This is a genomic window from Staphylococcus sp. NRL 16/872, from assembly GCF_022815905.2.
Classification (GTDB): Bacteria; Bacillota; Bacilli; order Staphylococcales; family Staphylococcaceae; genus Staphylococcus.
The window spans coordinates 2,422,313-2,435,970 of the sequence record NZ_CP119327.1; the positions used below are offsets into that span (position 1 = coordinate 2,422,313).

Sequence of the window (13,658 nt, forward strand, 5' to 3'; positions counted from 1 at the left end):
CGGAATTAAAATTCATCAAAGGAGATTCACTTTATGGGGACATTTTTTACAGTTATTAATATTGTTATAATGGTTGCCTTTCTTATTGGCTTATTTATTATGGCGAAAAAACATGTTTCCTTCCCTAAACGTGTATTTACTGCTTTAGGTGTAGGAATTGTGTTTGGTATTGTTTTACATTTAATCTATGGCGTTAACTCAAAAGTACTTGAAACAACAACGGATTGGTTCAGTATTGTGGGTGATGGTTATGTTGCTTTATTACAAATGATTGTTATGCCTTTAATATTTATTTCAATCGTTTCTGCATTTAGTAAGATACAAATTGGTGATAAATTCGCTAAAATTGGTTCTTATATCTTTATGTTTTTAATTGGTACTGTAGCGATTGCAGCTATAATTGGAATCTTTTATGCCATTGTATTCGGCTTAGATGCATCAAGTATTGATTTAGGTAGTGCCGAACATGCACGTGGGACTGAAATTAGCGACAAAGCTAAAGATATAACAGCTAATACTTTACCTCAACAAATACTTGAATTATTACCAAGTAATCCATTCTTAGATTTCACTGGTCAACGAACTACTTCTACAATTGCAGTAGTAATATTTGCGATATTCGTCGGCTTTGCATATTTACGAGTAGCACGTAAACAACCAGACAATGGAAGTTTATTAAAACGTGGTATTGATGCTATTTATTCATTAGTAATGTCAATCGTTACTTTTGTACTACGCTTAACACCGTATGGTATCTTAGCAATTATGGCTTCAACTATTGCTACAAGTGATTTTGCAGCTATTTGGACATTAGGTAAATTCATGGTGGCATCATATGCTGCTTTAATAACAATGTATATTATTCATTTAATTATCTTAACAATTATGGGACTCAATCCAGTTCGCTATGTTAAAAAAACATTGGAAGTGCTTATCTTCTCTTTCACTTCACGATCAAGCGCTGGAGCCTTACCACTTAATATTCAAACACAAACACAACGTTTAGGCGTACCAGAAGGCATAGCTAACTTCTCTGCTTCATTTGGTTTATCTATTGGCCAAAATGGTTGTGCGGGAATTTATCCAGCTATGTTAGCCATCATGGTAGCACCAGTAGCTCACGTTGATATTGATTTACCATTTATTTTGACACTTATTGGTGTTGTCGTAATTAGTTCATTTGGTGTTGCTGGTGTTGGTGGCGGTGCAACATTTGCATCTATTTTAGTACTATCAACACTTAACCTTCCTGTCGCTTTAGCAGGTGTACTTATTTCAATTGAACCAATTATTGATATGGGACGTACTGCTTTAAACGTTAATGATTCAATGTTAGCAGGTGCTGGTACAGCTAAGTTAACTGGTAACCTTGATAAAGAGAAGTTCAATTCAAATCATTACGGAGATTTATCTACACAATAAATAATTGATAGATATAAAAAGCGTAGCCAAGAGGAATTAGGACATAAAGTATTAACGCTTTTGTCCAGGCCTCTTTTAGCTACGCTTCTTTTTTTATAATAGCTTTATCGTTTCATTAAACCTGCTTTATTTAATTGTTCCAACATATCTAAACGTGTTTTTCCACTTAAAAATCCTGCCACTTGTTGTGACCAAGTTTCAGAACGTTCTCCATTTGTACGTTCTTTATAATATTCACTAACTATTTCATCATATTGATTTAGCTCTTCATTTTGTTGTTTTTGGTTACTGTTATAAACATTTTTATGAAAGACATGTTCAAATGGCAGACGTGGTTTTGGTGCACCATTTTCATCATCAGCAGGCTCTCCTACTGCCATTCCAAATAAAGGGAAGGCGTACTCTGGTAAGTCTAAAATTTCACGTACACGGCCAACATCATTACGTAAAGAACCTAAGTATACAATGCCGTAGCCCATATCTTCGGCCGTTAAAGCAATATTTTCAGAAACAAGCGCTACATCAATTGTTCCTACTAACAAACCCTCTGCTGATTCAAAAGACGTTTCCATATTATAATCAACATTTTCATTAATTAAGCTATGGCGATAATAATCTAAAACAAATACAAATAAGTAACCATTATCCACAACATGAGATTGACCAGATACTTCTTTTAATTGTTCTTTAATTTGAGGGTCATCAATACCGATAATTGAATACGTTTGTAAATAACTAGATGTTGAAGCGTTTTGGCCAGCTTCAACTAATTTTTTTACTACATCTTCACTTAGAGGTTTATCTTTAAACTTTCTTACTGAATGGTGTTGTTTCGTTAAATTATAAACATGATCTGCCACTTTCTTCACTCCTTATTATCTAATGCATATATCGTAACAAGTTATCCTCACTTTTGTCTTGAGACACACCTTTTCCCTATTGATAAAAAGATTGCATGCGTGTATTTTTAAAGTTATCATAATAGTAACAATTTTCAGATATTTAAGGAGAGATATTATGCCTAAAGCTAACAAAGAAATTTCCAACGCACTATGCAAAGCATTTACTTCTAAAAAACCTATTGAGTTTGTAAGTAAAACATATGATATTAGTGAAGAAGAAGCATATAAAACTCAAGATAATTTAATTGAACAACTTGCAAAACATGAGAAAGCTACTGTGAAAGGTTATAAAGTAAGTATGACTAGCGCTGCTACACAAGCAATCGCTAATACACATGAACCTGCTTATGGAACAATCCTATCCACACAAGTCGTTGAAAGTGGCGCTAAAGTATCTTTATCAAAGCTTTTTGATCCTCTATTAGAACCAGAAATTATATTTGAACTCACTGCTGATTTGCCTAAAGATGCTACTAATCAAACTATTTTAGAAAGTGTTAAAATCGCAGCGGGTATAGAAGTGCCGGATGCACGTTATAAAGATTGGTTTCCTAATTTCACATTAGGTGATTTAATTTCTGATAATACTGCTACGGGGCTAATTGTAGTTGGTGAACGCATTACGCCTTTAGAATATAAAGCATTTGCAGATATTAATTTAGAATTATTTAAAGATGACAAACAAATCGAAACAGGTCATTCAAGTGAAGTATTGGGCAACCCTATTGAATCAGTAAAATGGTTAAATAAAAAATTACATGCTCATGGCAAAAAGCTAGAAAAAGGACAATTCATTTCTTCAGGTACATTTATCTCTCCGTTACATTTAGAGAAAGGCACTTATACTGCGAAATATGACAAAGTCGGCAGTGTTACAGTCCAAGTAGTCCGCTAGTTTCCAATAAGGTCAGGATAGGATGAAGATATTCACCTGACCTTTTTTATTTCAAATGAGAATCCCCTATCACTATATTTTAAGTACAAAGCTTTCATATTACTTTCCTCTTGTCCCTCTCACTATATTTAAACGCTTCTCGCGCTAGTTTTACTTCTTCATTTTCAAAAATAAAGCATCTCCATTATCAAATACTAATGTTTAGTTGAGAATGATTAAGGATAATTGATAGTAAGAGGTATTTGTAATTTACAATATTTATTTAAAAAATATAAATTTAAATACTTCTTAAACATCTTAACAAAATATATAAAAACCCTTATTTGACAGTATTCAAACAATATTTACGTTCTCATAAGTGTATTAAGTTGACGAAATAGAAATGAAGTGTAATAATAATATTCAAGAAATTAGAATTATTATAAATAAGCAATTATTCTTATGTAATTCTAATAATTTATTCGAAAATCAGGAGGAATTTAAGTTATGTCTTTAATTAATAAAGAAATTTTACCATTCACAGCTCAAGCTTATGATCCTAAAAATGATGAATTTAAAGAAGTAAGCCAAGATGATTTCAAAGGTTCTTGGAGTGTAGTTTGTTTCTACCCTGCTGACTTCTCATTCGTATGTCCAACTGAATTAGAAGATTTACAAAACCAATATGATAAATTACAAGATTTAGGTGTTAACGTATTCTCAGTATCAACTGATACTCATTTCGTACACAAAGCATGGCACGATCATTCAGACGCAATTAGCAAAATCCAATACAATATGATTGGTGACCCTTCTCAAACTATTACTCGCAACTTCGACGTATTAGATGAAGAAGTTGGATTAGCTCAACGTGGTACTTTCATCATTGACCCAGACGGCGTTGTTCAAGCAGCTGAAATCAATGCAGACGGTATCGGTCGTGACGCTAGCACATTAGTTAACAAAATCAAAGCAGCGCAATATGTACGTCAACATCCAGGTGAAGTATGCCCAGCTAAATGGGAAGAAGGTTCTGAATCATTACAACCAGGATTAGACTTAGTAGGTAAAATTTAAGGAGGCATTATAGAATGCTTAATGCTGATTTAAAACAACAATTACAGCAACTTTTAGGTCTTATGGAAGGCGATGTTGAATTCAGAGCTAGTATTGGTTCTGATGATAAATCTAAAGAGTTAAAAGAACTTTTAGATGAAATCGCTGAAATGTCAGACCACATTACTATTGTAGATAAAGAATTAAAACGTACGCCAAGTTTTTCAGTAAGTAAACCTGAAGAAGATACTGGCATTACGTTTGCTGGTATCCCTTTAGGCCACGAATTCAACTCACTTGTTCTAGCAATTTTACAAGTGAGTGGTCGTGCCCCTAAAGAAAAACAATCAATCATTGATCAAATTAAAGGTTTAGAAGGTAACTATCACTTTGAAACTTATGTAAGTTTAACGTGTCAAAAATGTCCAGATGTTGTTCAAGCATTAAACTTAATGAGTGTAATCAATCCTAATATCACTCATACTATGATTGATGGTGCGGTCTTCCGTGAAGAATCAGAAGACATTATGGCCGTTCCTGCAGTCTTCTTAGACGGTGAAGAATTTGGCAATGGTCGTATGACTATTTCTGATATCTTAACTAAATTAGGAAGCACGCAAGACGCTTCTGAATTTAACAATAAAGAACCATATGATGTTTTAATCATCGGTGGTGGACCAGCAAGTGGTAGTGCTGCAATTTATACTGCACGTAAAGGTTTACGTACAGGTATTGTAGCTGACCGTATCGGTGGTCAAGTTAACGATACTGCTGGTATCGAGAACTTCATTACTGTTAAAGAAACAACTGGTTCTCAATTCTCTGCTAACTTAGCAGCACATATCGAGGAATACGATATTGATACTATGACAGGTATCCGTGCTACTAATATTGAGAAAACAGATAAAGCTATTCGTGTCACACTTGAAAATGATGCAGTACTTGAAAGTAAAACTGCTATCATCTCAACAGGTGCAAGCTGGCGTAAATTAAACATTCCTGGTGAAGATCGCTTAATCAACAAAGGTGTTGCTTTCTGCCCTCACTGTGATGGTCCTTTATTTGAAAATAAAGACGTTGCAGTAATCGGTGGCGGTAACTCAGGCGTTGAAGCAGCTATCGATTTAGCAGGTATTGTTAATCATGTTACATTATTTGAATATTCATCTGAACTTAAAGCAGATACAGTATTACAAGATCGTTTACGTTCTCTATCAAACGTAGACATTCATACAAATGCTAGAACGGCTGAAGTTTTAGGTGAAGATCATGTAACTGGCTTAAGCTACGAAGACTTAGAATCAGGCGAAATGAAAGAATTAAGCCTTGATGGTATCTTTGTACAAATTGGCTTAGTACCAAATACAAGTTGGATTAGTGACGCAGTAGAATTAAATAATCGTGGAGAAGTAGTTATCGATCGCGATAATCGTACAAATGTTCCAGGCATTTTTGCTGCTGGTGACGTTACTGATCAAAAAAATAAACAAATTATTATTTCAATGGGCGCAGGTGCCAATGCGGCATTAAATGCCTTTGATTATATAATTAGAAATTAATAACTAGAAACAATCTAGTCTGTCACTTAACCTATCAATTATCTTCATATAACCCGAGATGCTTATATTAGTATCTCGGTTTTTTAGTACATGAAATTAATTTTTAAAAATAAATGCTTTAGTTAGCTAAATAAATTATAAATATTTGCCATAAATTGTTCATAGATCATTGTTATTTTAAGTTCTAATTATTCAAATATTTTCCTATAAATGATACTCTATTATTATGTTTTATTAATAAAGGAGATTATTAAAATCTATGAAAAAGAGTATTATAGTTGGCGCATTTTTAACACTACTATTAACTTTAAGTGCCTGTGCACCTCATGATAATAACAGTGATGATAAGAACGAAGATCATCTACAAAGTAATGGTATTACGGCTCCAAAGCATGCTAAAAAATTAACAGATAAAGACGTCTTCACATCGGATAAATCTAATCAAAAAATTAGCGAAGATGAGATGAATAAAGCGATTAAAAAATATTTAGATGTTAATAGCGACATTTTAGATAATAAATATATTTTACAAAGTCAGATAGATAAACAAAGTGGTGGCCAAACTAGAGTCACAAAATCTCAAGCAAATAAATTGAGTAATTTATCGAATGTAGCCGTTAAAAATGATTTACACTTTAAGAAATTTGTTGAAAATAATACTATACCGTCAGGCTATAAAGACAATGTGACTCGTATTATCAACTATTTCAACGCTTTAAACAGCACCATTTCGGATATAGATGAAAAATTAGAACAACTTAATTATGAACCTCAAAATACAATTAATGTTGTGGATGTGCCTACGCATTTTGCTGGAGATGTAAATGGCAAACAACAAAATAAAATTAAGAAGTTCCTAAAAGATAAAAATATCAAAACAGATGTTTTTGACAAGTAATAGAAGAAATCCTAACTTCAACGAGTGATTTAATCTCGTTAAAGTTAGGATTTTTTAAATCTCTATGTATATCGGCTTACAATTTTCAATATTTTGATCTAACGCTTCCTCTTCGGTAAGTATACCAAAGTAAAATAGCATGCAACGAATGACTACTTGATGAGCTACTATTACTATTGTTTCAGCTTCTTGCGATACTTCATTTTCAAAAAATAAACGAATTCTATTTAGGACATCTCCGTAACTCTCACCTTTAGGCGCTTTCTGCGTAAAACTATGACGGAAATCTTTATATTCTGGATGGTTAAAATATTGATGAAATTGAGTATCTTTCATTAATTTATCTTTATACTCTCCTTCAAATACACCTAATGAACGTTCTCTAAGACTTGAGGTGATGGTAGTAGGAATGTCATATGAAAAAATATTATTATAGGTTTCAATTGTACGCGTTAAATCAGATACATATATGTGATCAATGCTTATATCTTTAAAGTAACTTTCTAATTTCTTCGCATCTTCAATCCCTTTTTCAGTTAAATGTACATCTAATTGGCCACAGAAATAAGCGCGATGATGTTTATTATCATAGTTCGATTGCGACTCGCCATGTCTCACTAAATATAATTTCAATTCAATATTTCTCCTTCTTTTTTAAAATTAAGTACGCTTACTTTAAAACAATTAAACGTTTATCATCTTTAAGATAGCTATATGCAAGCAATAATAATATACATTATCTTATAACATTTTAGACATCCAGACGTCTAAATGAATAAAAATTAGCATTAGAACCATATTAAAATTGAAATATATGTACTTACACTCAATTAAATATTTCTACTACTTTAATATGAATACATAATTTTATGAGTTTTATCACTTTATGATTGTCATACTATCACTTTACATGATACTATTAATGTGTAGTTAAATAATAACTACAAAGTCTTTTATATTCATGAACATAATACTCCTGGGTGACGCCTTAACCCGACGTCACCCTCTTTTTATACCCTTTTTTAATTTTTCCCATAATAAAAAGAGGGTCTATTTAACATAGCCTCTTTAACAATTCAATTATACTTATTTTTTGATAACTCGGAAGATTAAACTTACGATGAAAATAAGAATAATTGCACCTAATAATGCTGGGAAGATTGGTACGCCACCCCATACAGGACCCCACATACCGAAGATTCTACTACCGATTGCTGAACCGATTAAACCAGCGATGATGTTACCGATGATACCACCTGGGATGTCTTTACCCATAATCATACCGGCAACCCATCCGATTAATCCGCCGACGATTATCATTATAATAAAGCTCATAATCAGAACTCTCCTTATCTTTTCTTTTTTATTGTCTATTAGTTATACCACTAATGAAAATGGATAAACATATTGATTAAAAAAGTTTTAACTTTTTTATAAGAAATTTACTTAAATTCATTTTAATATTTTTGATTTTTTTCGTTACGTGACATAATTAAATTAATCACTAGCCATACGATTTGTATAATGATTGGTAATAAAAATGCTATGGCCAAAATAATGATAGATATTGCTTTTAATTCTGGTGTTTGGAAGATACCGGCTGCGTCAGTACGTCGTTCCCAAATCATAACTGAACTACCAATGAATAAGATAATCCAAAATGCAGAAACGATCCACCACAAAATCCATGAAAGTTTCATTTACTTGCCTCCTAGAAAATCCTAACAATAACGTATTAATCTATTCCCTTTTCCAAAAATAAAAATCATAAAAGTACATTACTCTGAAAGTCTATAAAAGTTTAGGGCATTCTTATAAAAGATTCTTTCTTGAATGTTTTGGTTAAAATTATTCTGGATAAGTTGAATATCTTCTTCGTTGAATGGACGATTGGCTCGTGTGGAAGGTAAGTCTGTACCAAACATGACAGCATTAGGATTAATTTCAATTAACTCTTGAATAGCTGAAACAGGATCAACTTCAATTCGACCGAATCCAGTTGCTTTCACATAAACGCCATGCCTCACTAAGTCTTTTAAATCTTCGAAGCCCTCTTTAGTTAAACCTAGGTGATCAATAGATACTTGCGATAATTGAAGAATCACGTCTTTATAGTCAGTTAATTTTTTCGACTCAATATAAATTTCAGTATGCCAACCTACTAAATCATAGACGCGTTGCGAGAATTCTTTAAGTTTCGAAATGTCTTCTGAACCACCACGTTTAACATTAAATCTGATACCTTTAATTCCTAAAGTATTTAATCTACGAATTTCTTCATCGCTTGTAGTCATAGGCAACTGAGTGATTCCTACGAACTTGCCATTTAATTTATTGAGCGCATCCGTTAAATAACCTTGGTCAAAACCTTGGAATGAACCTGAAACGACTACCCCGCCAATAATATCTAAATCTTTAGTACGGTTTAAGTAGTCATGTGTAGTGAACGAAGGTGGCATGTAACCATTGTTCTCTTTAATAGGAAAATTAAAATCAATAATGTGAAAATGAGCATCAAAAATTTTCATAACGATAACCCCTTGTTTGCAGAATGTAAATTAAAGATAACATATTTATGAATTATCACTTAAAAGGCTTGATAAAATTTGTGAAGAGGACTAGTATAGTTAAATAACTCGGGTTTATTTTTAAAAAGACTTAGTAAGTTTGTTAGAAAGGTAATTTAACAGGGAAACAATGAAATTATCTTACACTTCAAACTTAGCATTTTCAGGGAGGTTATGTATCATGAGTTCACATACACTTTTTAATTTAAGAACAAAACGAAATCTTGAAATCAACGAATTAACAGAGTTATTAAATAAAAAATATGGTACACATTATGAACCACATCAATTATGGGAATGGGAAAATCATCAACACGAACCTAATTTTAAAGATGCGATGATTCTCGCAGACTTCTTTGATACACCTTATCAAATGTTAGTTGAAAGTAAATATAAAGAATATCAACAACATATTGATGACATAGATATTCGTTTATAATTTAAAATAATGAAATCCGACTTCGAAAAAGAAGCCGGATTTTTTATGTGTAGTTAAAATATATAATTACTGCGAATTCCCATTGTGTAGGATTTAATTATTACTCTTCTGTATTGTTGTCACCATTATTTTGTTGTGCTTGGTCTTGATTTTGATCTTGTTGTTGATTTTGTTGTTGTGCTTGATCTTGGTTATCATTATCTGAAGTTTGTTGGTTGCTTTCATCTACTTGTTCTTCGTTATCCTGATTGCCTGCAGCATTTTGAACAGGTGTATTTACAGCGTTGTCATGCGCTTCTTGACTATTCGCTACTGTTTGTCCTTTGTCAGCTTGTTGTTGATTATCATCGCTATTTTGTTGTTCCTCATTATTGTCTTGTTGGTTGCTTCCTTCTTCAGCTTGTTGACGTTTATTACTTTCTATCTCAGCAGCTCTTTGCTGCTCTCTTCCTTTAGCTTCTGCTTGTGCTCTTTGTTCTTCTGTCATATCTGAGTAATCTCCAAACACAGAGCCATCTTTCTTACTTACTGCAACACCTGCATCAGCTGGAGTAGAGACAACGCTTTGTGCTCTATAACTAATATAGTAATTATCATCAGTTGTTTTATCATTATTAATGTGGAATGAATTCCAAGCGGGTTGTTTACCTCCACCTATCATTTCCTTAACATGACTTTTGGCGATTTGAATAGCTTTATTTTCGCTAATCTGAGCATTATCTCCACTATCTTCATTACCTTCATTTGTATCTTGATTTTCATCATTACCATTTTGATTATCTGAGTTAGCTTCGCCATCATTAGCTGAGTTATCGTTATTATCTGATCCATCACTATTAGCACTATCTTGGCTTTGAGATTGTGATGAACCAGTCCAATATTCACCACCAGCTTCAGTTTCTCCATTTGAATCATTATTATTGTTTTGTGCATGATCATTTGTTGAGGATTGTTCATTATCATTAGATTCATCGCCAGATTTTTTAGGGTCGTTAGATTTTTTCCCTGAATCGTTATCTTTCTTTTGTTCTTGCTTATCTTTGTTCGAATTATCGTCGTCTCCACCAGGTACACCTATATTTAGACTACATGCTCCCAATAGAAATGTTGACGCAGTTAATCCTGCTAATAAATATTTTCCCTTCATAATTGAAAAACTCCTTATGTATATCTACTTAAATCATAACATTTAATATTTATTTTATTAACAGTATTACACAACTTATTTCTATCTTTAAAAATAATTTACATTTAAACTACTATTTATATATTTTTAATATATAGAATCCATTTTTTGAAAAACGAGGCTTTACATAACGCAAATAAGCACAAAAATAACCCCGTAAGCCTTAGGCCTACGGGGTTTAACCAATACTTATATATTAGTTTTCTTCTTTAACATATGGTAATAAAGCCATATGACGAGCACGTTTAATAGCTGTAGTCAACATACGTTGATATTTAGCTGAAGTACCAGTTACACGACGTGGTAAAATTTTACCGCGTTCTGAGATAAAACGTTTTAATAATTCAGTATCTTTATAGTCGATGTGTGTAATACCATTTGCTGTGAAATAGCAAACTTTTTTACGACGACGACCGCCTCTTCTTGGTCCACCTGCCATGGTTAATTACCTCCTTTTGAAATAGTTTTTATTCGTTCATTTTATTATTAGAATGGTAAGTCATCATCACTAATATCAATCGGTCCATTTGCGTTCGCAAAAGGATTATCTGATTGTTTATTGTTTGATGATTGATTGTTATTATAAGACGTATTTTGTCCTGATTGTTGACCACCAAATCCTTGACCGTAGTCTTGGAAATCATTGTTATTACTTTGATTACGTTGGCCACCTTGTGCATTTTTAGGTTCAAGGAATTGAACACTATCCGCTACAACTTCAGTAACAAAGATACGACGACCTTCTTGATTTTCATAACTGCGTGATTGTATGCGACCATCAACGCCAGCTAAACTACCTTTGAATAAATAATTATTCACGTTCTCTGCTTGTCTTCTAAACACAACAACATTAATAAAGTCAGCTTCGCGTTCCCCTTGAGCATTCGTGAAAGTACGATTAACTGCTAGAGTAAATGTCGCTACACTTACGCCTGAGGGAGTGGTTCTGTATTCTGGATCTTTAGTTAAACGACCTACTAATACAACTCTGTTTATCATTAAAACGCCCCCATTAAATTATTACTTATCTTGGTCTTCGCGGATAACGATATAACGGATGATATCGTCATTGATTTTAGCTAAACGTTGGAATTCGTCTGTAGCTCTGTTGTTATCAGTTTTAATGCGTACGATGTTATAGAAGCCTTCTTTGAAATCTTCAATTTCATAAGCAAGACGGCGTTTACCCCAGTCTTTTTCTTCTAAAACTTCTGATCCTTCTGAAGCTAAGATACCGTTAAAGCGTTCAACAACAGCTTTTTTAGCATCCTCTTCAATGTTAGGACGTACGACATACATAATTTCATATGTTCTCATTTTATACTTGCACCTCCTTGTGGTCTATGCGGCCTATCGACTCCTGTCGATAAGCAAGGAATAATTTTCATTACTCACAATCAAGAATTATAGCACAGAGTTTTACTTTTTACAATAATTATTATCGACTTAAAACTCTTATTTATATTGCCTAGCACATTATTATTCTCTGTTTTAATGGTGTTAGTCATGAAGTTGCTAACCATAACTATTTATACTAACATCACAATTACATTTTACATATAAATGCGCTTACTTTTAATAAATCTATCTAAAGGAGAGCTTAAATGTTTAAAAAAGCAACATATTCAATTGTATGTTTATCTATTATGGCAACTTCTATAGGTGCGTTTACTGCTAATGCAGCTGAACAAAGCGGAGGGAGTGAAAAAGGAACGATGGGATATGGATACCAAAAGTTTCTTGAAAAACACCCTAATCAACAAGATAATGCCACAAGTAATCGTTCTACCTTTTCCGGAAAGTCAAAAGTTGTCACAACTAATGCTGGTGAACGTGTCTTAGACATATCAGAGTGGCAAGGGAATTTAACTGATGATCAAGTTAAGCAATTAAAGCAGGATTATGATTTCATCATTATTAGAGGTCAATATGGCTCTGAATACGTTGATCAATGTTTAGCTAACAATTCATCACTACTAGATAAAAATAATATGAAATTTGGCGTATATTCGTACAGTATGTATGAAAATGCCGACGATGCACGCTATGAGGCTCAAATGCTTTATAATCGCGCACCTAAAGCATCATTCTATGTTAATGACTTTGAACAAAACACAGTGACTAATGGTGATGCAGATACGGCTACTCGAGCTTGGGCAGATGAAATACGTCAACTTGCTGGCAATAAAAAAATATTATTCTACTCATATGAAAATTTTATGACTAACAATGTACCTAATGCTGTAAGTGCTTATGATGGTTATTGGTTAGCAGCTTACCAAGCGCAAGAACCTACGAGAGAAAAGGTGCTATGGCAATACACTGATAGTTATTATGCTCCTGAATTAAATCAAAATGTTGATGCAAGTTATATAGATTCTAACGTCTCTTCAGACTGGTTTACTTCATAAAAATTATTTACGTTTATCACTTTATTTTTACGAACATTTGTTCTATAATACAGGTGAGGTGTAAAACATGCAATTAGATTTAGATTGGAACAAAGATTTCCAAGAATTCCAAGAAGTCTTAAATTGCGGTATCAATCCAGAATGGCTATATTGCGCGAAAGCCAACATGATACTTGAACCCGCCTATACTGGAGAAGGTAAACAGTTTTTTAGCACCAAAGATATTATTGAAGCAAGTAAAGTTATACCGTTCTTTTAAGATACAATGAAATAAATCATATAAAAAAGCAATGTAAGTTCCCTGTCACTCTAAGCCATACGAAACTTACATTGCTTTATTTTAT

17 protein-coding genes and 1 pseudogene are annotated in these 13,658 nt (G+C 32.9%); 9 read left to right on the plus strand and 9 right to left on the minus strand.

Going from position 1 to position 13,658, the window contains the following annotated elements; translation table 11 throughout:
• Window positions 1-33 precede the first annotated feature (33 nt).
• On the plus strand, window positions 34-1,422 hold the full coding sequence (locus tag MT340_RS11965) for an L-cystine transporter (RefSeq protein WP_243603896.1): 1,389 nt from the start codon (window positions 34-36) through the stop codon (window positions 1,420-1,422).
• Between the two features lie 104 nt (window positions 1,423-1,526).
• On the opposite strand, the gene MT340_RS11970 is transcribed toward MT340_RS11965, so the two are convergent.
• Window positions 1,527-2,282: an NADPH-dependent oxidoreductase gene (locus MT340_RS11970; RefSeq protein ID WP_243590137.1), complete on the minus strand. Its 756-nt coding sequence runs from the start codon at window positions 2,280-2,282 to the stop codon at window positions 1,527-1,529.
• 157 nt (window positions 2,283-2,439) lie between these two features.
• Here MT340_RS11970 and MT340_RS11975 point away from each other — a divergent pair, with 157 nt between their 5' ends.
• The 4 genes from MT340_RS11975 (at window position 2,440) to MT340_RS11990 (ending at window position 6,711) form a co-directional block, all read left to right on the plus strand.
• The gene (locus MT340_RS11975) at window positions 2,440-3,219 is read left to right on the plus strand and encodes a 2-keto-4-pentenoate hydratase (RefSeq protein WP_243590138.1); all 780 of its coding nucleotides are present in this window, start codon (window positions 2,440-2,442) and stop codon (window positions 3,217-3,219) included.
• Between the two features lie 486 nt (window positions 3,220-3,705).
• On the plus strand, window positions 3,706-4,275 hold the full coding sequence (gene ahpC, locus MT340_RS11980) for an alkyl hydroperoxide reductase subunit C (protein ID WP_243603897.1): 570 nt from the start codon (window positions 3,706-3,708) through the stop codon (window positions 4,273-4,275).
• A gap of 14 nt (window positions 4,276-4,289) precedes the next feature.
• Window positions 4,290-5,813 carry an alkyl hydroperoxide reductase subunit F gene (gene ahpF, locus MT340_RS11985; protein ID WP_243590139.1) on the plus strand — a complete coding sequence of 508 codons (1,524 nt, stop codon included), beginning with the start codon at window positions 4,290-4,292 and terminating at the stop codon, window positions 5,811-5,813.
• 259 nt (window positions 5,814-6,072) lie between these two features.
• Window positions 6,073-6,711: an NDxxF motif lipoprotein gene (locus tag MT340_RS11990; RefSeq protein WP_243590140.1), complete on the plus strand. Its 639-nt coding sequence runs from the start codon at window positions 6,073-6,075 to the stop codon at window positions 6,709-6,711.
• A gap of 54 nt (window positions 6,712-6,765) precedes the next feature.
• Here MT340_RS11990 and MT340_RS11995 read toward each other — a convergent pair whose 3' ends face one another.
• Entirely contained in the window at window positions 6,766-7,344 is a 579-nt protein-coding gene (locus MT340_RS11995) for a histidine phosphatase family protein (RefSeq protein ID WP_243590141.1), read from the minus strand.
• 304 nt (window positions 7,345-7,648) lie between these two features.
• Here MT340_RS11995 and MT340_RS12000 point away from each other — a divergent pair.
• A pseudogene (locus MT340_RS12000) lies at window positions 7,649-7,726 on the plus strand (hypothetical protein); the annotation flags it as partial.
• Window positions 7,727-7,797: 71 nt separating this feature from the next.
• Here MT340_RS12000 and MT340_RS12005 read toward each other — a convergent pair.
• The 3 genes from MT340_RS12005 to MT340_RS12015 form a co-directional block, all read right to left on the minus strand.
• Window positions 7,798-8,046, minus strand: coding sequence for a GlsB/YeaQ/YmgE family stress response membrane protein (locus MT340_RS12005; protein ID WP_243590142.1), 249 nt, complete (start codon window positions 8,044-8,046; stop codon window positions 7,798-7,800).
• 122 nt (window positions 8,047-8,168) lie between these two features.
• The gene (locus MT340_RS12010; protein WP_243590143.1) at window positions 8,169-8,411 is read right to left on the minus strand and encodes a DUF3923 family protein; all 243 of its coding nucleotides are present in this window, start codon (window positions 8,409-8,411) and stop codon (window positions 8,169-8,171) included.
• 78 nt (window positions 8,412-8,489) lie between these two features.
• On the minus strand, window positions 8,490-9,239 hold the full coding sequence (locus tag MT340_RS12015) for an amidohydrolase family protein (protein WP_243590144.1): 750 nt from the start codon (window positions 9,237-9,239) through the stop codon (window positions 8,490-8,492).
• Between the two features lie 220 nt (window positions 9,240-9,459).
• Here MT340_RS12015 and MT340_RS12020 point away from each other — a divergent pair, with 220 nt between their 5' ends.
• The gene (locus MT340_RS12020; RefSeq protein WP_103298375.1) at window positions 9,460-9,717 is read left to right on the plus strand and encodes a helix-turn-helix domain-containing protein; all 258 of its coding nucleotides are present in this window, start codon (window positions 9,460-9,462) and stop codon (window positions 9,715-9,717) included.
• Window positions 9,718-9,817: 100 nt separating this feature from the next.
• Here the strand turns inward: MT340_RS12020 and MT340_RS12025 are convergent, their stop codons facing one another.
• The 4 genes from MT340_RS12025 to rpsF all read right to left on the minus strand — a co-directional run bounded on the left by MT340_RS12025 (window position 9,818) and on the right by rpsF (window position 12,220).
• Complete coding sequence (locus MT340_RS12025; protein WP_243603898.1) at window positions 9,818-10,864, minus strand: hypothetical protein; 1,047 nt, start codon at window positions 10,862-10,864, stop codon at window positions 9,818-9,820.
• 235 nt (window positions 10,865-11,099) lie between these two features.
• On the minus strand, window positions 11,100-11,342 hold the full coding sequence (gene rpsR, locus MT340_RS12030) for a 30S ribosomal protein S18 (protein WP_002461103.1): 243 nt from the start codon (window positions 11,340-11,342) through the stop codon (window positions 11,100-11,102).
• A 47-nt stretch (window positions 11,343-11,389) separates the two neighbouring features.
• Window positions 11,390-11,902 (minus strand): single-stranded DNA-binding protein, encoded by a 513-nt coding sequence (gene ssb, locus MT340_RS12035; protein WP_103298372.1) that lies wholly within the window; start codon window positions 11,900-11,902, stop codon window positions 11,390-11,392.
• Between the two features lie 21 nt (window positions 11,903-11,923).
• Complete coding sequence (rpsF, locus tag MT340_RS12040; RefSeq protein WP_002461101.1) at window positions 11,924-12,220, minus strand: 30S ribosomal protein S6; 297 nt, start codon at window positions 12,218-12,220, stop codon at window positions 11,924-11,926.
• Window positions 12,221-12,507: 287 nt separating this feature from the next.
• Here rpsF and MT340_RS12045 point away from each other — a divergent pair, with 287 nt between their 5' ends.
• Window positions 12,508-13,314 carry a glycoside hydrolase family 25 protein gene (locus tag MT340_RS12045; RefSeq protein ID WP_243590146.1) on the plus strand — a complete coding sequence of 269 codons (807 nt, stop codon included), beginning with the start codon at window positions 12,508-12,510 and terminating at the stop codon, window positions 13,312-13,314.
• 67 nt (window positions 13,315-13,381) lie between these two features.
• Entirely contained in the window at window positions 13,382-13,573 is a 192-nt protein-coding gene (locus tag MT340_RS12050) for a hypothetical protein (RefSeq protein WP_011276869.1), read from the plus strand.
• Window positions 13,574-13,658 lie beyond the last annotated feature (85 nt).